The following is a 21,432-nucleotide window of genomic DNA, read 5'->3' on the forward strand; positions in this document are numbered from 1 at the left end:
GAGGTGACGCCGCGGCCGGCCTTCGTCCTGCACGAGCACCGCAGACCCCGTCGCCACCACGACCTCCGCCTGGAGGAGGACGGGGTGCTGCGCTCGTGGGCGCTGCCGAAGGGGCTGCCGACGTCGCCGGCCGCCGACCGGCTGGCGATCGCCGTTCCCGACCACGACCTGGCCCACCTCACCTACACCGACGAGGACAAGGCCATCGCCGACACCGGCTGGTGGGAACTGCTGGACCGCACCGGGCGCCGCACCCTCTTCGCCCTGCACGGGCGCGGGGGGACCCGCCGATACGCGCTGATCCGCACCGGCGGGCCACAGGCGAGGAACCTCCTGCTGCACCTCACGAAGGACCAGGATCAGGCGCCCTGAGCCGCCTGCATCCCCCGCAGTTCCTTCTTCAGGTCCCCGACCTCGTCCCGCAGCCGGGCCGCGAGCTCGAACTGCAGTTCCGCGGCGGCACCGTGCATCTGGTCGGAGAGTTCCTGGATGAGCTGGGCGAGGTCGGCCTGGGCCATGCCCGGGCGCGGGGCCGCCGTCTCGCCCTGCGCGGTCTTGCGACCCTTGCCCTTCGCCGGGGTCGGGGCCTTCCCGCGCGACTGCGACCGTCCGCTGCCGCCCTGGCTCGCAGCGGCGAGGAGGTCGGCGGTGTCGGCGTCCTCGCGGGCGATGAGGTCGGTGATGTCGGCGATGCGCTTGCGCAGCGGCTGCGGGTCGACCCCGCGTTCGAGGTTGTAGGCGACCTGCTTCTCCCGGCGCCGGTTCGTCTCCTCGATCGCCTGCTCCATCGAGGCGGTGATGCGGTCGGCGTACATGTGGACCTCGCCCGAGACGTTGCGGGCGGCGCGGCCGATCGTCTGGATCAGCGAGGTGGCCGAGCGGAGGAAACCCTCCTTGTCGGCGTCGAGGATCGCCACCAGCGACACCTCGGGCAGGTCGAGGCCCTCGCGCAGCAGGTTGATCCCGACGAGGACGTCGTACTCGCCCTGACGCAGCTCCCGCAGCAGTTCCACCCGGCGCAGGGTGTCGATGTCGGAGTGCAGGTAGCGGACCCGGACGCCCTGGTCGAGGAAGTAGTCGGTGAGGTCCTCGGCCATCTTCTTCGTCAGCGTCGTCACGAGGACGCGCTCGTCCTTGTCGGTGCGCAGCCGGATCTCGTGCAACAGGTCGTCGATCTGGCCCTTGGTGGGTTTGACCACGACCTGCGGGTCGATGAGTCCCGTCGGGCGGATGATCTGCTCGACGACGCCCTTCCCGCGGGAGAGTTCGTACTGCCCCGGGGTGGCCGAGAGGTAGACCGTCTGCCCGGTGCGCTCGAGGAACTCCTCCCAGCGCAACGGCCGGTTGTCCATGGCGCTGGGCAGGCGGAACCCGAAGTCGACGAGGGTCCGCTTGCGGGACATGTCCCCCTCGAACATCCCCCCGATCTGGGGGACGGTGACGTGCGACTCGTCGATGACGAGGAGGAAGTCCTCGGGGAAGTAGTCCAGCAGGGTGTTCGACGCCGACCCGGGGGCCCGGTTGTCGAAGTGGCGGGAGTAGTTCTCCACCCCGGAGCAGGAACCGACCTGGCGCAGCATCTCGATGTCGTAGGTGGTGCGCATGCGCAGCCGCTGCGCCTCGAGCAGCTTGCCCTGCTGCTCGAGTTCGGCGAGGCGTTCGGTGAGTTCGGCCTCGATCGTCCCGATGGCGCGTTCCAGCCGTTCGGGACCGGCCACGTAGTGCGAGGCGGGGAAGATGTAGACGTGCTCCTCCTCGCGCAGGACCTCCCCGGTGAGGGGGTTCAGCGTGTAGAGCTTGTCGATCTCGTCGCCGAAGAACTCGATGCGGATCGCGTGCTCCTCGTACACCGGGATGATCTCCACGGTGTCCCCGCGGACGCGGAAGGTGCCCCGGGTGAAGGCGAGGTCGTTGCGGGTGTACTGCTCGACGATGAACTTGCGCAGCAGGTCGTCGCGCTCGATGGTGTCGCCGACCTTGAGCGGGACCATGCGGTCGACGTACTCCTGCGGCGTGCCCAGGCCGTAGATGCACGACACCGACGCCACGACGATGACGTCGCGCCGCGTCAGCAGCGAGTTGGTGGCCGAGTGCCGCAGCCGTTCGACCTCGTCGTTGACCGAGGAGTCCTTCTCGATGTAGGTGTCCGACTGCGGGACGTAGGCCTCGGGCTGGTAGTAGTCGTAGTAGGAGACGAAGTACTCGACCGCGTTGTTGGGCAGGAGTTCGCGGAACTCGTTGGCCAGCTGCGCCGCGAGGGTCTTGTTCGGGGCCATCACCAGGGTGGGCCGCTGGACCTGCTCGATGAGCCAGGCCGTCGTCGCCGACTTGCCGGTACCCGTCGCGCCGAGGAGCACGACGTCCTGCTCCCCCGCGTTCACCCGCTTCGCGAGCTCCGCGATGGCCGCGGGCTGGTCGCCCGAGGGTGAGAACTCGGAGACCACCTCGAAGGGCGCCACCCGGCGCTCGATGTCTGTCGTCGGCCGCATGGGGGAAGCCTAGGCGGGACCTCCGACACGAGCCCCTCAGCGCTGCGCGAGCACCTCGTCGACGAAGGCGGACTTGCCGGCGGCGTACGCCTCGGTGTCGCCGGTGGACGCCGCGAGGGCCCGTTTGAGCGCGACGTAGCGCTCGCGCAGCCCGGCGTCGGCCCGGAGCGCGTCCCGGAAGGCCAGCGCGTGCGCGACGGCGGGCGAGGAGACCGGGCGGACGTGGCAGTTGACGGCCCGGCCGGGATCGGCGTTGGAGGCCAGGGCCTTGTCCACCTCGCCCCCGCCGGGCAACCGGTCCCACCAGCGCCCGGGCTCGCGGACCAGCCCGACGGCGAGCAGGTCCTCGGCCACCGCGGCCGCCGTCTCGAGGTCGGCGACCACGACCTGCACGTCGATCACGTCCTTCCCCACCAGCCCGGGGACGGCGGTGGAGCCGGTGTGCTGCACGTCGAGGGCCCGCGCCCCGGCCACCCGGGACACCCGCGCGCAGGTGCGCGCGCCGGCGGCCGCCCAACCTGGGTCGGGGTCCACGAGCGCCACCGGCCCGCGGGCGGCGGACCGGCGGGCGCGGAGGTACGCCTCGAAGGGGAGCAGCCGCTCCCGCCAGAGGGTCCCGACGATTCCCGCGAGGGGGTCCGGCGCTCCCGCCGGGCGGCGCGGGTTCGCCAGCAGGACGTCGGCGACGGCCCGGCGTTCCTCGTCGCTCGCCTGGGCCGCCAGCCGGGCGCGGGCGTCCTCCGGACTCATCCCGCGGTCCTCGACGAGCCGGCGCAGCCGCTCCGGCACGTCCGCCTCGACGACGACGACCAGCGGGAAACCGGGCGCCGCCCCGGTCTCCACGAGCAGCGGGACGTCCTCGACGACGATCGCGTCGGTCGGCGCGGCGGCGGCCAGCTCGGCCCGTCGGGCCGCGACCAACGGGTGCACGATGGCGTTCAACGCCGTCCGGGCCTGCGCGTCCTGGAACACGATGCGCCCCAACGACGGACGGTCGAGGTCACCCCGGGCACCCAGGACCCCGGTCCCGAAGTGCTCGACGATCGAGGCCAGACCCGGTGTTCCGGGGGCGACGACCTCCCGGGCCAGCAGGTCGGCGTCGACGATGACGGCCCCCAGGGCCGCCAGCGACCGCGACACGGTCGACTTCCCCGCCCCGATGCCCCCCGTGAGGCCCACTCTCAGCACGGTCGGACCCTAACGGATCACCTAGTCTGGAACCCCCGAGTGCCGGAGGAAGCGATGAGCGGACAGCCCGAACGCCTCTGCGTCTGCGGGCACCCCGCGGTCCACCACCAGCACTACCGGCGCGGGAGCGACTGCAGCGAGTGCGACTGCCCGGGCTACCGGCGCCGGGACAGCCTGTGGCGCCGACTGTCGCGCCGCTGACCCGGCCCCGCCGGGAACGACGAAGGGCCCGACCGGATCGCTCCGGTCGGGCCCTTCGTCGTCGTGGGTGGTGCCGGGTCAGCGCACCCCACCGCGACGCTTGTTGTAGACGTCGAACGCGACGGCCAGCAGCAGCACGAGGCCCTTGATGACCGACTGCAGCGACTGGTCGATGCCCAGCAGCTGCATGCCGTTGGAGATCACGCCGACGAGCAGACCACCGATCATGGCGCCCTGGATCTTCCCGATGCCGCCGGTGACGGCCGCGCCACCGATGAAGGCCGCGGCGATCGCGTCGAGCTCGAAGCCGTTGCCGGCGCCCGGCTGGGCGCCGTTGGACCGCGAGGAGAAGATGATCCCGGCGACCGCGGCCAGGAAGCCCATGTTGACGAAGATCCAGAAGTTCACCCGACGGACGTTCACGCCGGACAGCTGCGCCGCGGCGAGGTTCCCGCCGATGGCGTACACCTGACGACCGAACACCGTGCTCTTCATGATCACGGAGTAGGCCAGGATCAGGACGGCCAGGATGATGAGGACGATCGGCAGACCACGGCTGTGGGCGAGCTTCCACGCGATGGCCATGACGACCAGCGCGACCAGGACGATGCGCAGCACGAACAGCGGGAGCGCCTCGACGACCTGCTGGTAGCGGACCTTGGCCAACCGGGTGCGGAACTGACCCACGGCGAACGCGACGACCGCGACGACCCCGATGAAGAGGGTGAACGCGTCGTAGCCGTACCCGCCGAACAGGCCGTTGATGAACCCGGTCGCGACCTTGCCGTACTGCTCGGGGAACGGCGAGAGCGAGACGTTGTCCAGCACGAACAGCGTGAAACCGCGGAACAGCAGCATCCCGGCCAGCGTGACGATGAAGGCGGGGATGCCGACGAAGGCGACCCAGAAACCCTGCCAGGCACCGATGACGATGCCCACCCCGAGGGCGGCGAGGATGCCGACCCACCACGCGTGACCGTCGCCGATCACCAGTTTCGCCGAGACCGCCCCCGTGAGGGCGACGACGGACCCGACCGAGAGGTCGATGTGGCCGGCGACGATGACGATGACCATCCCGATGGCCAGCACCAGGACGTAGGAGTACTGCAGGATGATGTTGGTGATGTTGCCCGGGCTGAGCGACAGGTGGTTGTCGGTGATCAGCCAGAACAGCGCCACGACCACGACGAACGCGATGTAGATGCCGCTCTCGCGCAGGTTCGCCGTGATGGCGACGAGGGGGTTGGCCGAACCGGTCTTCGGCGCCGGCGGCGGCGTCGCCTTCTTGACCGTGCTGGTGCCGCTCATGCGGTGTGCTCCTGAGGGGTGGGGGTGGTGGTGAGCGAGCGGTCCTTCGTCATGAGGACCATCAGGCTCTCCTGCGATGCCTCGGCGATCGGCACCTCACCGGTGATCCGGCCGGCCGAGAGGGTGTAGATGCGGTCGCAGATGCCCAGCAGTTCGGGCAGTTCGGACGAGATGACGATGACGGCCTTGCCAGCGGCCACCAACCGGTTGATGATCGTGTAGATCTCGTACTTCGCGCCGACGTCGATGCCGCGCGTGGGTTCGTCGAGGATCAGCACGTCGGGGTCGGAGTAGATCCACTTCGACAGGACGACCTTCTGCTGGTTCCCGCCGGAGAGCTTCCCGGTCAGGGCCGTCACCGTCGGAGCCTTGATGTTCATGCTCCGCTTGCTGTCCTCGGCGACCTTGATCTCCTCGTTGGCGTTGACGAAACCGCCGGTGGCGAGTTTGTCGAGGGCCGCCGCAGAGACGTTGCGCTTGATGTCGTCGATGAGGTTGAGGCCGTACTTCTTGCGGTCCTCGGTGGCGTAGGCGAGCCCGTGCTTGATCGCCTCGCCGACGTTGCGGGTCTGGAAGGGCTTGCCGCGGTGGAACAACTGCCCACCGAGGTAGCGGCCGTAGCTGCGACCGAAGACGCTCATCGCGAGTTCGGTGCGCCCGGCGCCCATCAGCCCGGCGATCCCCACGACCTCGCCGGCCCGCACGTTCAGGCTCGCGTGGTCGACGACCAACCGGTCCTGCACGGGGTGCCCGACGGTCCAGTCCTCGATGCGGAGGACCTCCTCGCCCGGGTTCGACTCTCGCTCGGGGTAACGGCTGTCGAGGTCACGGCCGACCATCCCGCGGATGATGCGGTCCTCGGTGACGGCGTCGGCGCGCATGTCGAGGGTCTCGATGGTGCGACCGTCGCGGATGATCGTCACCGAGTCCGAGATGGCCTCGATCTCGTTCAGCTTGTGCGAGATCATGATGCAGGTCATCCCCTCTTCCCGCAGCTGGCGCAGCAGGTCGAGGAGGTGGGCGGAGTCGTTGTCGTTCAGCGCTGCGGTCGGCTCGTCCAGGATCAGCAGGCGGACGTCCTTGCTGATGGCCTTGGCGATCTCGACCAGCTGCTGCTTGCCGACCCCGAGCTGCCCGATCGGCGTCGTCGGGTTCTCGTCGAGCCCGACGCGGGCCAGCAGCTTCGACGCCTCACCGTTCGTGCGGTTCCAGTCGATGAGACCGCCGCGACCCTTGATCTCGTTGCCGAGGAACAGGTTCTCGGCGACCGAGAGGTAGGGCACCAGCGCGAGTTCCTGGTGGATGATCGCGATGCCGGTCTTCTCGCTGTCGGCGATCCCCGAGAACTGCGAGAGGTTGCCGTCGAAGTGGATCTCGCCCTCGTAGGTCCCGTAGGGGTAGACCCCGGAGAGGACCTTCATCAGCGTCGACTTCCCGGCGCCGTTCTCGCCGCAGATGGCGTGCACCTCACCGCGACGGACCGACAGCGAGACGTCGGACAGCGCCTTGACCCCGGGGAAGGTCTTGGTGATGGAACGCATCTCCAGGATGGTGGGCTGCGTCGCTGAAGTCGACGCCTGGGTTGTGTCGGTCATCGGTGAACCGTCGTCCCTCGTTCTGGATGGGGGGTTTTCGTGCTGAGACACCACGGATCCCGCCCCGGCCGCGGAGACCGGGCCGGGACGGGAGGTTCACGTGGTGGGTCAGCTGGCCTTGCCGGCGTCGACCTCGGCCTGGGTGTAGTACTTCGTGTCGACCAGGGCGGTCTTCACGTTGTCCTTGGTGACGACCTGGGACTCGAGCAGGAACGCCGGGACGACCTTGACGCCGTTGTCGTACGTCTTGGTGTCGTTCGCCGTGGGCTCCTTGCCGGCGAGGATGTCGCCGGCGGCGGTGACGGCCTCGTCGGCGAGCTTGCGGGTGTCCTTGAAGATGGTCGAGTACTGCACACCGTCGTTGATGAGCTTGACGGAGGCGATCTCGGCGTCCTGACCGGTGATGGTCGGCATCTTCTTGTCGCCGGTGCCGTAGCCGGCGTTCTGCAGCGCGGTGATGATGCCGCGGGAGATGCCGTCGTAGGGCGAGAGGACGCCGTCGACCTTGCTGCCGTCGTTGTAGGCGGAGGTCAGGAGGTTCTCCATGCGCTGCTGCGCGACCTCCTGCTGCCAACGGAGGATGGCGGCCTGGTCGATCTTCGACTGCTTGGACTTGACGACGATCTGACCCTTGTCGATGAAGGGCTGCAGGGTGTCGATCGCACCGTCCCAGAAGAACTGCGCGTTGTTGTCGTCCAGGGAACCGGCGAAGAGTTCCACGTTGAACGGGCCGGTGGCGGTACCGGGGGTCCCGTCGGCGTTCAGCAGGCCGAGGCCGGTCAACAGCGAGGTGCCCTGCTGCACACCGACCTTGTAGTTGTCGAACGACACGTAGAAGTCGACGTCGGCCGAACCACGGATGAGGCGGTCGTAGGAGATGACCTTGATGCCCGCGGCCTTGGCGGCGGTGAGCTGGCTGGTCAGCGCCGTGCCGTCGATGGCGGCGATGATGAGGACCTTGTCGCCCTTGGTGATCATCTGGTCGATCTGCTGCGCCTGCGTCGGGATGTCGTCGTTGGCGAACTGCTTGTCGACCTTGTAGCCGGCCTTCTTCAGGCCCGCCTCGACGTTGTTGCCGTCGGCGATCCAGCGCTCGGAGGTCTGGGTCGGCATCGAGACACCGACGGTGACGTCGGAGGGCTTGGCGGAGGAACTGCCGTCACCGCTGGCGGTGTCGGTGCCCGCACCGCCACCACCACAGGCGGCGAGGGTGAAGGCGATTCCTGCGCCGAAGACGGCAAGGGCACTGCGGCGTTTCATCACGGCGGAACTCCTCTGTACCTCGTGAATGCCGCGCGAACGAACTCGCGCGGCACTGAGTGTGCGCCGGACGGCGCTGGGGGATGGACGTTCGCTGCGGGGCTCGAGCTTCCTCGTCCCAGCGCCCGACAGCAGGTCGATCTGACGATCTGGTGTGACTGGTGACTTCATTGTTAACGTTGCCAAACGCGCTCGTCAAGCTGTTCACCCAGACGCCGAGAAGGTGCACGTGGTGGTGCGGGCGTGGGTTACCCTGACGCCGCGAGGTCGACGCCGACAGGAGCACTCCCCCGCACCCCCGTCGTTCCTCAGCCCTTCTCCCGTCCCTCAGCGATGAGGGACGAGACCTGCTCACCAGTCAGGAAGTGGCATGTCCGCCGATTCCGAGGCCCGGGGCGCCGCTGCCCCCGAGGCCGAGTCGCGCGTTCCGGTCCTCGCCGACGTCGCCGCGCTGGCCGGCGTCTCCCAGCAGACCGTCTCCCGCGTGGTGCGCGGCAGTCCCTCCGTCGCGCGCCGCACCCGCGAACGCGTCGAGCTCGCCATCGCCGAGCTCGGCTACCGGCCCAACATCGCCGCCCGGACCCTCGTCACCCGACGCTCACACCGCATCGGCGTGGTCGCGGCCGACACCTCGCTCTACGGCAGCGTCACCACGCTGTCCGGGATCCAGGAGGCGGCCCGTGCGGCCGGGTACTCCGTCTCGCTCGTGATGCTGCCCGACCTCACGCCGGACGGTGTGCGGACGGCGCTGGAGGAACTCCGCTCGCAGTACGTCGACGGCGCCATCGCCGTCGTCCCCGAGGACGCCTCGCAGGAGGCCGTCCGCGCGGTGGACGCCGCGTTCCCCTGCGTGCTGGCCCCCGGCCTCGACGGGGCCGGGATCGCCGACGCCTACTGGGCCGAGGTCACCGCGGCCCGGGAGGCGACCCACCACCTGCTCGACCTCGGGCACACCACGGTCCACCACGTCGCCGGGCCCCGGGACTGGGCGGAGTCGCGGGCACGCTCCACGGGCTGGCGGACCGCGCTGGTCGAGCGCGTGCGGGTCGTGCCCCGTCCCGTCCGCGGCGACTGGTCCGCGCAGTCGGGGTACCTGGCGCTGGGCGGACTGCCGGTGGATGAGGTCAGCGCCCTCTTCGTCGCCAACGACCACATGGCCGTGGGGGTCCTGCGGGCGCTGGCCGACGTGGGCCGCTCCGTCCCCGAGGACGTGAGCGTCGTCGGCTTCGACGACATCCCCGAAGCGCGGTTCCTCTTCCCCCCGCTGACGACGGTCAGCCAGGACTTCGCCGAGATCGGCCGCCGCTGCGTGCGGGTGCTGCTCGGCCGCCTGGGCGAGCGCGTCGTCGAGACCGGTCCGGTCTCCCCCGCTCTGATCGTCCGTTCCAGCACCGCCGCCCCCCGCTGACCGGACACCCCCGGCACGACAAAGGCCCCGACCGGGATCCGGTCGGGGCCTTCGTCAGTCGATCAGCGTGTCAGCGGACGATCAGTTCCCGCCGGTGAGCTTCTCGCGCAGGGCCGCCAGGGCCTCGTCGGACGCCAGCGTGCCGGCGGCCTCCGGAGCCTCGGAGGTGTAGGACGACGGAGCGGAGGACGAGGAGCTGCTGCTGCTCGAGGAGCTGGAGCTGCTGGTCGTCGACGCCGCGGTGACGCCCTCGGCTTCGGCCTTCGCCTCGGCCTCGGCCTGCTCGGCCACGGACTTCTTGTGGGCCTCCCAGCGCTCGTGGGCGAGGGCGTACTGCCCTTCCCACTCCTCGCGCTGGGTCTCGAAGCCCTCGAGCCAGTCGTTGGTCTCGGGGTCGAAGCCCTCGGGGTACTTGTAGTTCCCCTGCTCGTCGTAGTCCGCCGCCATGCCGTAGAGCGAGGGGTCGAACTCCTCGCCCGCGGCCGCGAGGGCCTCGGTGGCCTGCTTCAGCGACAGCGAGATCCGGCGACGCTCGAGGTCGATGTCGATGACCTTGACGAAGATGTCGCTGTTGACCTGGACGACCTGCTCCGGCACCTCGACGTGGCGCTCGGCCAGCTCGGAGATGTGGACCAGGCCCTCGATGCCGTCGTCGACGCGCACGAACGCACCGAACGGGACGAGCTTGGTGACCTTGCCCGGCACGACCTGACCGATCGCGTGGGTCCGGGCGAACTGCTGCCACGGGTCTTCCTGCGTCGCCTTGAGCGACAGGGACACGCGCTCGCGGTCCATGTCCACGTCGAGGACCTCGACGGTGACTTCCTGACCGACCTCGACGACCTCGGAGGGGTGGTCGATGTGCTTCCAGGACAGCTCGGAGACGTGGACGAGACCGTCGACGCCGCCCAGGTCCACGAACGCACCGAAGTTGACGATCGAGGAGACGACGCCGGAGCGGACCTGACCCTTCTGCAGGGTCGTGAGGAAGTTCTGGCGAACCTCCGACTGGGTCTGCTCGAGCCAGGCACGGCGGGACAGGACCACGTTGTTGCGGTTCTTGTCCAGCTCGATGATCTTGGCTTCGATCGTCTTGCCGACGTAGGGCTGCAGGTCGCGGACACGACGCATCTCGACCAGCGACGCGGGCAGGAAGCCGCGCAGACCGATGTCGAGGATGAGGCCGCCCTTGACGACCTCGATGACGACGCCCTCGACGACCTCGTCGGCTTCCTTCTTGGCCTCGATGGTGCCCCAGGCACGCTCGTACTGAGCGCGCTTCTTGGACAGGATCAGACGGCCTTCCTTGTCCTCCTTCTGGAGGACCAGGGCCTCGACCTCGTCGCCGACACCGACGACCTCGTTGGGGTCGACGTCGTGCTTGATCGAGAGCTCGCGCGAGGGGATGACGCCCTCGGTCTTGTAACCGATGTCGAGGAGGACCTCGTCACGGTCGACCTTCACGATGGTGCCGGAGACGATGTCACCGTCGTTGAAGTACTTGATGGTCGCGTCGACCGCGGCAAGGAAGTCCTCAGCCGATCCGATGTCGTTGATCGCGATCTGAGGAGTGGTGCCCGCCGGCGCGGTCGTGGTGGTCGTCATGGAGGTAGGGGCTCCGTCATGGACAGTCGTAGGGTCGCGGGCCCGGGTCGTCCCGGCCGCCACCTGCGCCACCCGGGGGAACCGTAGGTGGAACCTGGGGACGCAAGCCGTACGAGCCTACCTGTGTGCGGCGGAGGGGGCAAAGCCGCCCCGGCACCGGGGTGACTGGGACGATCTCCCGGTGAGCACCGAGGAACTCCCCGACCAGCCCTCCGTGGGACGCCGCAGCGTCGGCGCGAGCGAGACCGTGGCCGCTCAGCGCCGCTGGTGGGACGCCGAGGCCGACGGGTACCGCCGCGAGCACGGCGCCTTCCTCGGCGACGACCGGGAGGGCTCGGACCTGGTCTGGGGACCGGAGGGGCTGCGCGAGGCCGACGCGGGGTTGCTCGGCGACCTCACCGGGAGGACCGTCCTGGAGTTCGGCGCCGGCGCCGCCCAGTGCGCCCGCTGGGTCGCCGCGCGCGGTGGACGGGTCGTGGCCAGCGACCTCTCCCTCGGGATGCTGCGCGAGGGCTCCGACGCGGCGCACGCCGCCGGGGTGCCGCTGGTGCAGTGCGACGCCCGGGTGCTGCCCTTCGCCGACGACAGCTTCGACGTCGTCTTCACCTCCTACGGGGCACTGCCCTTCGTCTCCGACGCGGACGCCGTGCTCGCGGAGTCCGCCCGCGTGCTGCGCCCGGGCGGCCGGTTCGCGGCGAGCGTCCCGCACCCGCTGCGGTGGGCCCTGCCCGACGTCCCCGGCCCCGAGGGCCTCACCGCCATCCACTCCTACTTCGACCGCCGGGCCTACGTCGAGGCCGACGAGCACGGCGTCGTGACCTACGCCGAGCACCACCGCACCGTCGGCGACTGGGTGCGGCTCCTCGTCGGCGCCGGGTTCATGGTGCGCGACCTGGTCGAACCCGAGTGGGCCGCCGGCGACGCCGTGTGGGGCGGGTGGAGCCGGCTGCGCGGAGAGCTCCTCCCGGGGACCCTGGTCCTGGTCGCTGACCTGCCGTGACCGCGCACCCACGCCCCGGACCGTCGCACCCATCGGTGTCACCACGTGGAGTGAGGTGTGGGTGGGACGGAGTGGGCGTCAGGGCGACCTGTCCGGCACACCCACACCTCACTCCACGGTGCGGCAGCGCCGGGACGGACCGGTGGCAGGTCGGCCGGTCGCTGCGGGGGTGACCACCGCGGCGACCCGCACGACCGGGGTCAGTGCCCCGCTTCGTGCCAGCTGCGCCCGACGCCGACCGACACGTCCAACGGCACGGCCAGGTCCGCCGCCCCCGCCATCGTCGAGCGCACCAGGGCCTCCAGGGCCTCGCGCTCGCCCTCGGCGACCTCGAGGACGAGTTCGTCGTGGACCTGCAGCAGCAGCCGCGAGCGCAGCCCGGACTCCCGCAGACCCCGGTCCAGGTCGAGCATCGCGACCTTGATGATGTCGGCCGCCGAACCCTGGATGGGCGCGTTGAGGGCCATCCGCTCGGCCATCTCGCGTCGCTGGCGGTTGTCGCTGGCGAGGTCGGGGAGGTAGCGGCGACGACCCATGATCGTCTCGGTCCACCCGGTCCGGCGGGCCTCCTCGACGACACCGAACAGGTAGTCGCGCACCCCGCCGAAGCGTTCGAAGTACTCGTCCATGAGGCCCTTGGCCTCCTCGGTGGAGATCTTCAGCTGGTTGGAGAGCCCGAAGGCGCTGAGGCCGTAGGCGAGTCCGTAGGACATCGCCTTGATCTTCGCGCGCATCTCCGCCGTCACGTCGGCGGGTTCGACGTGGAAGACGCGACTGCCGACGAAGCGGTGCAGGTCCTCGCCGGAGGTGAAGGCGGCGATCAGCCCCTCGTCCCCGGAGAGGTGGGCCATGATCCGCATCTCGATCTGGGAGTAGTCGGCCGTGAGCAAGCACTCGAACTCCCCCCCACCAGCTGCGTAGGAGCCGACGACGAACGCCTCCCGGATCCGGCGTCCCTCCTCGGTGCGGATCGGGATGTTCTGCAGGTTCGGGTCCGTGGAGGACAGCCGACCGGTCGCGGCGATCATCTGCTGGTACGTCGTGTGGATGCGGCCGTCGTCGGCCACGGACTTCTGCAGCCCCTCGACGGTCTGGCGCAGCCGGGACGCGTCGCGGTGCTCGAGCAGGTGGGCCAGGAACGGGTGCTCGGTCTTGACGAAGAGCGCGGCCAGCGCGTCGGCGTCCGTCGTGTACCCGGTCTTGGTGCGCTTCGTCTTCGGCATCTCCAGCTGTTCGAAGAGCACGGTCTGCAGCTGCTTGGGCGAGCCGAGGTTGATCTCGGTGCCGATGACCTCGTAGGCGAGGGTCTGCGCCTGCGCGACGCGCTCGGCGAAGTGCGCCTCCAGGTCGGTCAGCAGCTGTCCGTCGACGGCGACGCCGACGCGTTCCTGGCGGGCGAGCACCCCGACGAGCGGCAGTTCGACCTCGTGCAGCAGCCGGGTGCCGCCGCGCTCCTCGAGCTCGGTCGCGAGCACCCCGGCCAGCTCGGAGATCGCGAGCGCCCGGACCATGCCCTCCTCGGCGCGGGCCTGCTCGTCACCGCCGACGGGACCGTCGTCACCGTCGAGGGTGAGCTGCTCGTCGACGGGTTCGGCGGGCGAACCGGGCGCGGAGCCCTCGGCGCGCAGCTCGCGCTTGAGGTGGCGCACGGACAGGTCGGCGAGGTCGTAGCTGCGCTGGTCGGGCCGGCACAGGTAGGCGGCGAGGGCGGTGTCGAAGACGACCCCGGCCAGCTCCCAGCCGCGGGCGAGCAGGGCGTGGCTGGGGCCCTTCACGTCGTGGGCGACCTTGGGTCGTGCGGGATCGGCGAGCCAGGCGGCGAGGGCCTGCTCGTCGCCCGGTTCGAGGGTGACCGGGTCGATCCAGGCGGCGACGCCGTCGGCGCCGGCGAAGGAGAGGCCGGTGACCTCGCCCGTGCCGCGTCCCCACTCCCCCGTGACCTGCAGTCCGGTCCGGCCCTGGGCGTGCTCCAGCAGCCAGGGGGCCACCTCGCCGCCGAGCAGGATCGCGCCGTCGACGCCGAATCCCTCCTCGGCCTCCGGTTCGGCCGATTCCAGCGTCGCGAACAGCCGGTCGCGCAGGACGCGGAACTCCAGACCGTCGAAGACGGTGTGGACCTCCTCGCGGTCCCAGGCGCGGCGGATCAGCTCGGGGATGGTCGCGGAGAGCTGGAGGTCGTTGACCAGGGCGTTGAGTCGTCGGTTGCGGATGACGGAGTCGAGGTGCTCGCGCAGGCTCTCCCCCGCCTTGCCCTTGACGAGGTCGGCGTTGGCGATGACGCCGTCGAGGCCGTCGTAGAGGTTGATCCACTTCGCGGCGGTCTTCGCGCCGACGCCCGGCACCCCGGGCAGGTTGTCCGAGGTCTCCCCCACCAGGGCCGCGAGGTCGGGGTAGCGCTGCGGCGGGACGCCGTACTTCGCCTCCACGGCCTCGGGGGTCATCCGGATCAGTTCGGAGACCCCCTTGACCGGGTAGAGGACGGTGACCTCGTCGCGGACGAGCTGGAAGGCGTCGCGGTCCCCGCTGGAGATGAGGACCTCGAAACCCTGCTCGACGGCCCGTTCGGTGAGGGTCGCGATGACGTCGTCGGCCTCGTAGCCCTCGATCTCGACGATCGGCACCCGCAGGGCGGTGAGGACCTCCTTGACCAGGTCCACCTGCCCGCGGAACTCGTCCGGGCTCTTGGTCCGGGTGCCCTTGTACTCGGCGTAGACCTCGGTGCGGAAGGAGGCGCGCGAGACGTCGAAGGTGACGCAGAAGTGGGTCGGGTCCTCGTCGCGCAGCAGGTTGATGAGCATCGAGGTGAAGCCGTAGACGGCGTTCGTCGGCTGGCCCGTCGTCGTCGCGAAGTTCTGCACCGGCAGGGCGTAGAAGGCGCGGTAGGCCATCGAGTGGCCGTCGATGAGCAGCAGCCGGGGGCGGGTGGGCGCCGCCTTCTTCGCGGGCTTCGCGGCGGTCTTCTTCGCGGCGGCGCGAGTGGGCGTGGAGGCAGCGGGTGTCACGTCGGTCAGGGTAGCCAGCCCCTCCGACACCGGCCTCACCAGCGAGGGGTCAACGGCCGGGGTCGCTCCAGTCCGCCCGGCGCCCGGCGCGCTTCGCCACGTACATGGCGGCGTCGGCGCGGGCGACCAGCGTGCCGGCGGTGTCGCCGGGGACGGCCCGCGCGGAGCCGGCGCTGGACCCGATGGGCAACCGGTGCAGGTCCCCGGCCAGCTGCGGGGTGCGGGGCAGGTTCTCGCGCAGCGTCTCGCAGGCGCGCCGGGCGAGGTCCTCGACCTCCTGCTGGTCCTCGCTGCGGTGCAGCACGACGAGGAACTCGTCGCCGCCGAGGCGGGAGACCTCGGCGCCTCCGGGGTGGACGGCGACGACCTCGCGCAGGACCTCGCTGACCCGGATCAGCAGCGCGTCGCCGACGGCGTGCCCGAGGCGGTCGTTGACGGACTTGAAGCCGTCGAGGTCGAAGAAGATCACCGCGGGGGCGTGCTCGCCCCCGGTCGGGGCGGTGGCGAGCGCGTCGTCGAGGGCGCTCAGCACGGCGGAGCGGTTGAGGCAGCCGGTGAGGCCGTCGGTGGTCGCGCGGTGGGCGAGGCGCCGCTGAGCGCGCACGGCCTCGGTGACGTCCTGGACGACGAGCACGACACCGGGTTCACCGTCGTCGTCGCCCAGGGGGACGACGTCGATCGAGCAGTGCTGGGCGCCGGACCAGTCGTCGCCGCCGACGGTGACCTGGACGCGGGCGTCGTCACCCCCGGTGAGGCAGGCCTGCACGGCGGCCAGGGTGCGGGTGGCGCAGTCCTCGCCGCAGTCGGCGAGGCGGGCGGCCAGCGAGGCGTCCTCGGGCAGGCCCGCGGGCGAGCCCAGCAGCGCGCCGAAGCGGGCGTTGACCTGGACGACGCGGCCCTGCAGGTCCATCCGGAGCAGGCCGACGGGCAGCGCCTCGACGGTGCGGCGGAAGAGCCGCTCCCGGCGACGCAGCTCCTCCACGGCGGCCATCTCGGTGCTGATGTCGGTGAGTTCGGCGACCACGGACAGGGTGCCGTCGTCGGTGGGCGCGAGCTGCTGCACGACCTCGAGCCAGAGCCAGCTGCCGTCGCCGCGACGGTGGCGCAGCCGCGACCGGTAGCCGACTCCGGTGCTCAGCATCTGCATCCACCCGTCGAGGGCGACGGCGACGTCGTCGGGGTGCAGGAACTCCGTGGAGCGGTGTCCGACCATCGCCGCGGCGGGGTATCCCAGGAGGCGTTCGGCCCGGTCGCCGACCTCGGTGATGAGGGCGTGGGAGTCCTTGCGCAGGGTGGCGGTGCGCGGACGCACCTCCTCGATGACGCGGGTGATCTCCTGGGCGCCGCTGCCGGTCCCCACCACGGTGACCCCGAGCGGGGTCAGCGAGGCCAGGTAGCACCCGTGCTCCGCGCGGGCGTCGGCGAAGGCGAGGGCGTACTGCTCGGGGTTGCCCGGCAGCCGGACCACGCCGGAGGCGACGCCGTCGACCTGCACGAGCTCCCACATCTCGACCACGCGCATCAGGTCCAGGGAGTCCACGAGGTGGGCCAGCGTCGTGCGGTGGCCGGGCGGGGTGAGCGCGCTCCCCGCGGGCAGTTCCAGGCTCGCGGGGACGGTGACGAGCACACCCTCGTGGTCGATGGCGCAGACGCGGGACCGCTCGTCGGCCCGCATGGCGGCCACGATGGCGGCAGCTGCTTCCGACGTGCTCACCTTCGGGGTGTCGGCACCCCGGAGGTGGTCTTGAGCCTCAGGAGGCGGTCGGGACGCCCGTGCCGGGAGTCGTCGGGGCCGCCGAGCGGGCCAGCCGGGCCCGCAACGAGCGGCGCCGGGCCACGACGTCGGTCGTGTGCACGAGGGCGGCGGGTCCCTCGGAGAGACGCCGGCGCAGGACGTGGACGGGGACCGCGCGGCGCACCACGGCGGGCGCGAACCCGAGGCGGGCCATGTAGCGGGTGTAGTCGCGGTCACCCGGCAGGACGGTGCAGGCGATCTGCTCGGCGCCCTCGGCCTGGGCCAGGTGCAGCGCACGACGCAGCAGCGCCCGGCCGACCCCGCGACGCCGCAGCGCCGGGACGACGTGGAGGTGTTCGATGCTGGGGCCCGCGGTGCTGCCCAGCGGCAGCAGCGGCGAGGTCGTCAGGAGGGCGTAGCCGGCGGGCTCGGCGCCCAGGAACGCGATGAGCACCTGGACCTCGCCGGCCTCCATCGCCCGCTCGAGCCGGGCCCGGACGCTGCCCACCGAGGCGCGCAGCTGGCCCTGGTCGAAGCGGGCGCTCGAGTAGAGCTCCATGAGGGCGTCGAGATCGCCCGTGCCGGCGTCTCTGACCTCCAGGGCAGGTCGTGCCACGTGATCCCCTTCCACGAGGTGCGTCGACGCACCCGACGAAGCAGACCGGGCCCCCGCTCCGGTGGCCGCCCCGCTTGCTCGTGGCGACTGCGCCGGACACTAGGGCACGGGAGCGCCGGGGCGGAAGGTACCCCCACGATCTGGGCGTCACCTTCGACGCTGCGTGCTCGATTGTGCTGTCAACGTGACGATCCGCCACGCCCGCGATCAGGCGCACTCTGACCCCGGGAGCCGGGCTCCCGGGGTCTGCGGCGTCGTGACGGACGGGAGGGCCTAGACGTCGCCCCCGAGGTAGGCGGCGCGGATGGAGTCGTCCGCGGCCAGTTCGGCCCCCGTGCCCGTTCGCACGACGGTTCCGGTCTCCAGGACGTAGGCCACGTCGGAGATCCGCAGCGCCTGGGCGGCGTTCTGCTCGACGAGCAGGACGGTGGTGCCCTGCTGGTTGATCTCCACGATGATCGAGAAGATCTGCTGGATGAGCTTGGGCGCGAGGCCCATGGACGGCTCGTCCAGGAGCAGCACGCGGGGTCGACTCATGAGGGCGCGCCCGATGGCGAGCATCTGCTGCTCCCCGCCCGACATCGTCCCGGCGAACTGGGTGCGGCGTTCCTTCAACCGCGGGAACAACGTGTAGACGCGGTCGAGGTCGCTCCGGTAGGCCGCGGAACGCCGGTCCTTGCGGGTGTAGGCGCCCATGTCGAGGTTCTCCTCGACCGTCATCCCGACGAACGTCCCCCGACCCTCCGGGGCCTGGCAGAGCCCCTTCGTGACGAGCTTGTGCGAGGGCACCTTGGTGATGTCCTCGCCCTCGAACACGATCCGGCCGGTCCGCACGGTCCGCAGACCCGACACCGTCTTGAGCGTGGTCGTCTTGCCGGCCCCGTTGGCGCCGATGAGCGTCGCGATCCCGCCCTGGGGGACGCTGAAGGAGACGTTGCGGATGGCCTCGATGCGCCCGTAGTTGACGCTGAGGTCGTCGACGACGAGCTGGGTCTCACCGAGGGTCTTCTGCGTCGGCGTGCTCACTGGTCGTCCTCCTCGGACTCGACGCCGAGGTAGGCGGCGATGACGGCGGGGTCGTTGCGGATGTCCGCGGGGAGGCCGTCGGCGATCTTCTTCCCGAACTCCAGGACGACGATCCGGTCGGTGACGCCCATGACCAGGCGCATGTCGTGCTCGATGAGCAGGACCGTGTTGCCCATGTCGCGGACCCGGCGGATCAGGTCCATCAAGCGCTGCTTCTCGACCGGGTTGAAACCCGCGGCGGGTTCGTCCAGGCAGAGCAGCTTCGGCCGGGTGGCCAGGGCGCGGGCGATCTCCAGGCGGCGCTGCTCGCCGTAGGAGAGGTTGCGCGCCAGGTCGTCCGCCCGGTGGGACAGGTCCATCATGTCGAGCAGCTCGTCGGCCAGCCGGTGTCCCTCGCGGGTCTCGCGCCGGTGCCGGGGCAACCGGAACAGCGAGTTGATCACCCCCGAGCGGTGGTGGGAGTCGGCCCCGACGAGGACGTTCTCCCGCGCGGTCATGTTCCCGAACAGGCGGATGTTCTGGAACGTGCGGGCGATCCCGAGACGGTTGATCTGGAACCGCTTGCGCTTGCCCAGCGGCTGCCCGTCGAAGACGACCCGGCCCGACGTCGGCTGGTAGACGCCGGTGAGGGCGTTGAAGCACGTCGTCTTGCCGGCGCCGTTGGGGCCGATCAGGCCGAGGATCTCCCCCTCGCGGATCTCGAAGGAGACCTCGTTGAGGGCGACGACCCCGCCGAACTTGAGGGTGACGTTCTCCATGGTCAGCAGCGCACGGCCGGCCTGGGCCGGTGCGGTGTTCCCGGTGTCCTTCGTGAGTTCAGGCACGAGCGCCCTCCTCGGTCCCTTCGAGTTCCTTGGTGGCGGCGTCGGCGCGCTGGGCACGCTTCGCCCGCCGCGGTGGCAGCAGACCCTGCGGGCGGAAGTTCGCCAGCAGCAGCAGGAGCAGGCCGAAGACGACGATGCGGAAGTCGGCGAACTCGCGGAAGCGTTCCGGCAGGTAGGCCACGACGACACCGCCGACGATGGCGCCCCAGCGGTTGCCCTGACCCCCGATGACGACGGCGGCGAGGAACATCATCGACAGCTGGATCATGAACGAGTCGGGGTTGATCGACCCGATGCGCGAGGCGTACAGCGCGCCCGACAACCCCCCGACGAACGCCCCCATGGCGAACGCGAGCAGCTTGAAGCGGAACGTCGGGACCCCGTTGAGCTCGGCGGCCTCCTCGTCCTCGCGGGTGGCCTCCCACGCGCGGCCGACGCGGCTGGCCTGCAGCAGCTTGTCGGCGATGAGGACGACGATGATGACGATCAGGGCCAGCCAGTAGTACGGCACCGCGTCGATCAGACCGAACTTCAGGAAGATGGACTTCGCGCCGTCGCCGAGGTCCACCTTGGCCGTGGCCCCGTCCCAGACCAGGCTGGGCAGGCCGAACAGTTCGGTGGACGGCGGACGCGGGATCCCGGTGATGCCGCGGGCCTGGTTCAACCATTCGGTGTTCAGCGCCGTGAGGCGGATGATCTCACCGAACCCGAGGGTCACGATCGCCAGGTAGTCACCGCGCACCCGCAGGGTCGGGGCCCCGAGGAGCAGACCGCTCGCGGTGGAGATGGTGACGGCCATGACGATCAGGACGGGCCACGGGATGGAACCGTGCAACGACCCGCCGACCCCGACCGTGTAGGCGCCGATGGCGTAGAAACCCACGTACCCGAGGTCGAGCAGTCCCGCGTAGCCGAGCACGATGTTCAGGCCGAGGGCGACGAGGGCGTAGTTCGCGACGGTGGCCAGCACGGACCCGAACTCCGCGTCCGGGGTGGACACGATCGGGAGGTTCAGCAGCGGCAGGACGAAGAAGAAGAGCGCGATGAGCACCCAGACCAGGATCTGGGCGGGTTTGGGCAGGGCCGACCAGCGGTCGACCAGGGTCGGCTTCACGGGTTTCGCCGTGGCGGAGGTGCTCATGCGCGGGCCTTCCCGAGGGACTCGCCGAGGATGCCGGTGGGCCGGAACAGCAGGACGACGATCAGCAGCAGGAACGACACGACGTCCTTCCACGACGACGCCAGCCCGAACAACGTGGCGTAGTTCTCGGCCAGGCCGAGGACGAGGCCACCGACGAGGGCGCCGCGGATGTTGCCGATGCCGCCGAGGACGGCGGCGGTGAAGGCCTTGATGCCGAGGATGAACCCGACGTTGTAGCGGGTGACCCCGATGTGCAGCAGGTACAGCAGCGCCGCCGCACCGGCCATCAGACCACCGATGAAGAACGTCAGCTGGACGACGCGCTTCTGGTTCACACCCATCAGCGCCGCGGCCTCGGGGTTCTGCGACACGGCGCGGACGCCCCGGCCGAGGCGGGAGCGGCTGACGAACTGGTCGAGCGCGACCATCATGAGGATCGCCGCGACGAGGACGATGAGCTGGTTGCTGCGGATCTCGAAACCGCCGACCGCCAGCACCTGCACGTTGGGCAGCGGGTTGGGGAAGGAGGTGTTCTCCCGGGCCTGGCGGACGTAGTCGCCGAGGACGCCGTCGAGACCGACCCAGCCGGCGATGCGGTCCCGCAGCCCCATGATCTCGGACAGCATGAACGAGGCCCCGATGGCGGAGATGAGCGCGACCAGGGGCGGCGCGTGCTTCTCACGCAGGCGGCGGTAGGCGATCCGTTCGACGACGAGGGCGACCCCACCGCTGACGAGCATGGCCACGACCAGCGCGACGATCAGCAGCCCGATCGCGGCCACCCAGTTCATGCCGGAGTGCGCACCGAGCAGCGTCATGGCCCAGACGGCACCGAAGCTGCCCCACATGAAGACTTCGGAGTGCGCGAAGTTGATGAGGCGCAGGACGCCGTAGACGAGGGTGTAGCCGAGGGCGAAGAGGGCGTAGATCGCGCCGATCACCAGACCCGTGAATGTCAGGTCGAGAAACGTGGACAGGGGAACCACCCGGGGTGAGGGGAACGAGCGGGGGGACGGTGAGGACGTGCGACGGCC

17 protein-coding genes are annotated in these 21,432 nt (G+C 70.5%); 4 read left to right on the forward strand and 13 right to left on the reverse strand.

Annotated elements, in window-relative coordinates; all coding sequences use genetic code 11:
* Positions 1–3 precede the first annotated feature (3 nt).
* Positions 4–372: a DNA polymerase ligase N-terminal domain-containing protein gene (locus SJY07_RS01665; RefSeq protein WP_380156579.1), complete on the forward strand. Its 369-nt coding sequence runs from the start codon at positions 4–6 to the stop codon at positions 370–372.
* On the opposite strand, the gene uvrB is transcribed toward SJY07_RS01665, so the two are convergent.
* Both uvrB and coaE read right to left on the reverse strand, forming a co-directional pair.
* The gene (uvrB, locus tag SJY07_RS01670) at positions 360–2,489 is read right to left on the reverse strand and encodes an excinuclease ABC subunit UvrB (protein WP_380156581.1); all 2,130 of its coding nucleotides are present in this window, start codon (positions 2,487–2,489) and stop codon (positions 360–362) included. The genes SJY07_RS01665 and uvrB overlap by 13 nt on opposite strands.
* Positions 2,490–2,525: 36 nt before the next feature.
* Positions 2,526–3,677 carry a dephospho-CoA kinase gene (gene coaE / locus SJY07_RS01675; RefSeq protein ID WP_380156583.1) on the reverse strand — a complete coding sequence of 384 codons (1,152 nt, stop codon included), beginning with the start codon at positions 3,675–3,677 and terminating at the stop codon, positions 2,526–2,528.
* A 54-nt stretch (positions 3,678–3,731) separates the two neighbouring features.
* Between coaE and SJY07_RS01680 the strand changes: the two genes are divergently transcribed.
* Positions 3,732–3,878 carry a hypothetical protein gene (locus tag SJY07_RS01680; RefSeq protein WP_380156585.1) on the forward strand — a complete coding sequence of 49 codons (147 nt, stop codon included), beginning with the start codon at positions 3,732–3,734 and terminating at the stop codon, positions 3,876–3,878.
* A gap of 78 nt (positions 3,879–3,956) precedes the next feature.
* Here SJY07_RS01680 and mmsB read toward each other — a convergent pair whose 3' ends face one another.
* From mmsB to chvE, 3 genes are all read right to left on the reverse strand, one after another.
* Positions 3,957–5,186, reverse strand: a complete 1,230-nt coding sequence (gene mmsB / locus SJY07_RS01685) for a multiple monosaccharide ABC transporter permease (RefSeq protein ID WP_380156587.1) — start codon at positions 5,184–5,186, stop codon at positions 3,957–3,959.
* A complete protein-coding gene (gene mmsA / locus SJY07_RS01690; RefSeq protein ID WP_380156589.1) occupies positions 5,183–6,781 on the reverse strand; it encodes a multiple monosaccharide ABC transporter ATP-binding protein in 1,599 nt (532 codons plus the stop codon). The genes mmsB and mmsA overlap by 4 nt, the downstream gene beginning before the upstream one ends.
* Positions 6,782–6,889: 108 nt before the next feature.
* Positions 6,890–8,041: a multiple monosaccharide ABC transporter substrate-binding protein gene (gene chvE, locus SJY07_RS01695; protein ID WP_380162095.1), complete on the reverse strand. Its 1,152-nt coding sequence runs from the start codon at positions 8,039–8,041 to the stop codon at positions 6,890–6,892.
* Between the two features lie 370 nt (positions 8,042–8,411).
* Between chvE and SJY07_RS01700 the strand changes: the two genes are divergently transcribed.
* The gene (locus tag SJY07_RS01700) at positions 8,412–9,449 is read left to right on the forward strand and encodes a LacI family DNA-binding transcriptional regulator (RefSeq protein ID WP_328295965.1); all 1,038 of its coding nucleotides are present in this window, start codon (positions 8,412–8,414) and stop codon (positions 9,447–9,449) included.
* A gap of 81 nt (positions 9,450–9,530) precedes the next feature.
* Here SJY07_RS01700 and rpsA read toward each other — a convergent pair whose 3' ends face one another.
* On the reverse strand, positions 9,531–11,054 hold the full coding sequence (rpsA, locus tag SJY07_RS01705; protein ID WP_328295964.1) for a 30S ribosomal protein S1: 1,524 nt from the start codon (positions 11,052–11,054) through the stop codon (positions 9,531–9,533).
* A gap of 181 nt (positions 11,055–11,235) precedes the next feature.
* Here rpsA and SJY07_RS01710 point away from each other — a divergent pair, with 181 nt between their 5' ends.
* Positions 11,236–12,054: a class I SAM-dependent methyltransferase gene (locus tag SJY07_RS01710; protein ID WP_380156592.1), complete on the forward strand. Its 819-nt coding sequence runs from the start codon at positions 11,236–11,238 to the stop codon at positions 12,052–12,054.
* Between the two features lie 200 nt (positions 12,055–12,254).
* On the opposite strand, the gene polA is transcribed toward SJY07_RS01710, so the two are convergent.
* From polA to SJY07_RS01745, 7 genes are all read right to left on the reverse strand, one after another.
* Positions 12,255–15,056, reverse strand: coding sequence for a DNA polymerase I (gene polA / locus SJY07_RS01715; RefSeq protein WP_380156594.1), 2,802 nt, complete (start codon positions 15,054–15,056; stop codon positions 12,255–12,257).
* Positions 15,057–15,105: 49 nt separating this feature from the next.
* Positions 15,106–16,770 carry a diguanylate cyclase domain-containing protein gene (locus SJY07_RS01720; protein WP_380156596.1) on the reverse strand — a complete coding sequence of 555 codons (1,665 nt, stop codon included), beginning with the start codon at positions 16,768–16,770 and terminating at the stop codon, positions 15,106–15,108.
* A gap of 37 nt (positions 16,771–16,807) precedes the next feature.
* Positions 16,808–17,407 carry a GNAT family N-acetyltransferase gene (locus SJY07_RS01725; RefSeq protein WP_328295960.1) on the reverse strand — a complete coding sequence of 200 codons (600 nt, stop codon included), beginning with the start codon at positions 17,405–17,407 and terminating at the stop codon, positions 16,808–16,810.
* Between the two features lie 273 nt (positions 17,408–17,680).
* Complete coding sequence (locus SJY07_RS01730; RefSeq protein ID WP_328295959.1) at positions 17,681–18,433, reverse strand: ABC transporter ATP-binding protein; 753 nt, start codon at positions 18,431–18,433, stop codon at positions 17,681–17,683.
* Complete coding sequence (locus tag SJY07_RS01735) at positions 18,430–19,257, reverse strand: ABC transporter ATP-binding protein (RefSeq protein WP_380156599.1); 828 nt, start codon at positions 19,255–19,257, stop codon at positions 18,430–18,432. The genes SJY07_RS01730 and SJY07_RS01735 overlap by 4 nt, the downstream gene beginning before the upstream one ends.
* The gene (locus tag SJY07_RS01740) at positions 19,250–20,398 is read right to left on the reverse strand and encodes a branched-chain amino acid ABC transporter permease (RefSeq protein WP_380156601.1); all 1,149 of its coding nucleotides are present in this window, start codon (positions 20,396–20,398) and stop codon (positions 19,250–19,252) included. The genes SJY07_RS01735 and SJY07_RS01740 overlap by 8 nt, the downstream gene beginning before the upstream one ends.
* Positions 20,395–21,384 (reverse strand): branched-chain amino acid ABC transporter permease, encoded by a 990-nt coding sequence (locus tag SJY07_RS01745; protein WP_328295956.1) that lies wholly within the window; start codon positions 21,382–21,384, stop codon positions 20,395–20,397. The genes SJY07_RS01740 and SJY07_RS01745 overlap by 4 nt, the downstream gene beginning before the upstream one ends.
* Positions 21,385–21,432: the final 48 nt, after the last annotated feature.

The organism is Kineococcus sp. R86509 (assembly GCF_042466365.1).
Lineage (GTDB): Bacteria > Actinomycetota > Actinomycetes > Actinomycetales > Kineococcaceae > Kineococcus.

Coding starts and splice junctions, on each gene's coding strand:
- uvrB (WP_380156581.1), bottom strand. CDS start 2,489: ATGCGGCCGACGACAGACATCGAGCGCCGGGTGGCGCCCTTCGAGGTG.
- SJY07_RS01740 (WP_380156601.1), bottom strand. CDS start 20,398: ATGAGCACCTCCGCCACGGCGAAACCCGTGAAGCCGACCCTGGTCGAC.
- rpsA (WP_328295964.1), bottom strand. CDS start 11,054: ATGACGACCACCACGACCGCGCCGGCGGGCACCACTCCTCAGATCGCG.
- chvE (WP_380162095.1), bottom strand. CDS start 8,041: ATGAAACGCCGCAGTGCCCTTGCCGTCTTCGGCGCAGGAATCGCCTTC.
- mmsB (WP_380156587.1), bottom strand. CDS start 5,186: ATGAGCGGCACCAGCACGGTCAAGAAGGCGACGCCGCCGCCGGCGCCG.
- mmsA (WP_380156589.1), bottom strand. CDS start 6,781: ATGACCGACACAACCCAGGCGTCGACTTCAGCGACGCAGCCCACCATC.
- SJY07_RS01680 (WP_380156585.1), top strand. CDS start 3,732: ATGAGCGGACAGCCCGAACGCCTCTGCGTCTGCGGGCACCCCGCGGTC.
- SJY07_RS01700 (WP_328295965.1), top strand. CDS start 8,412: ATGTCCGCCGATTCCGAGGCCCGGGGCGCCGCTGCCCCCGAGGCCGAG.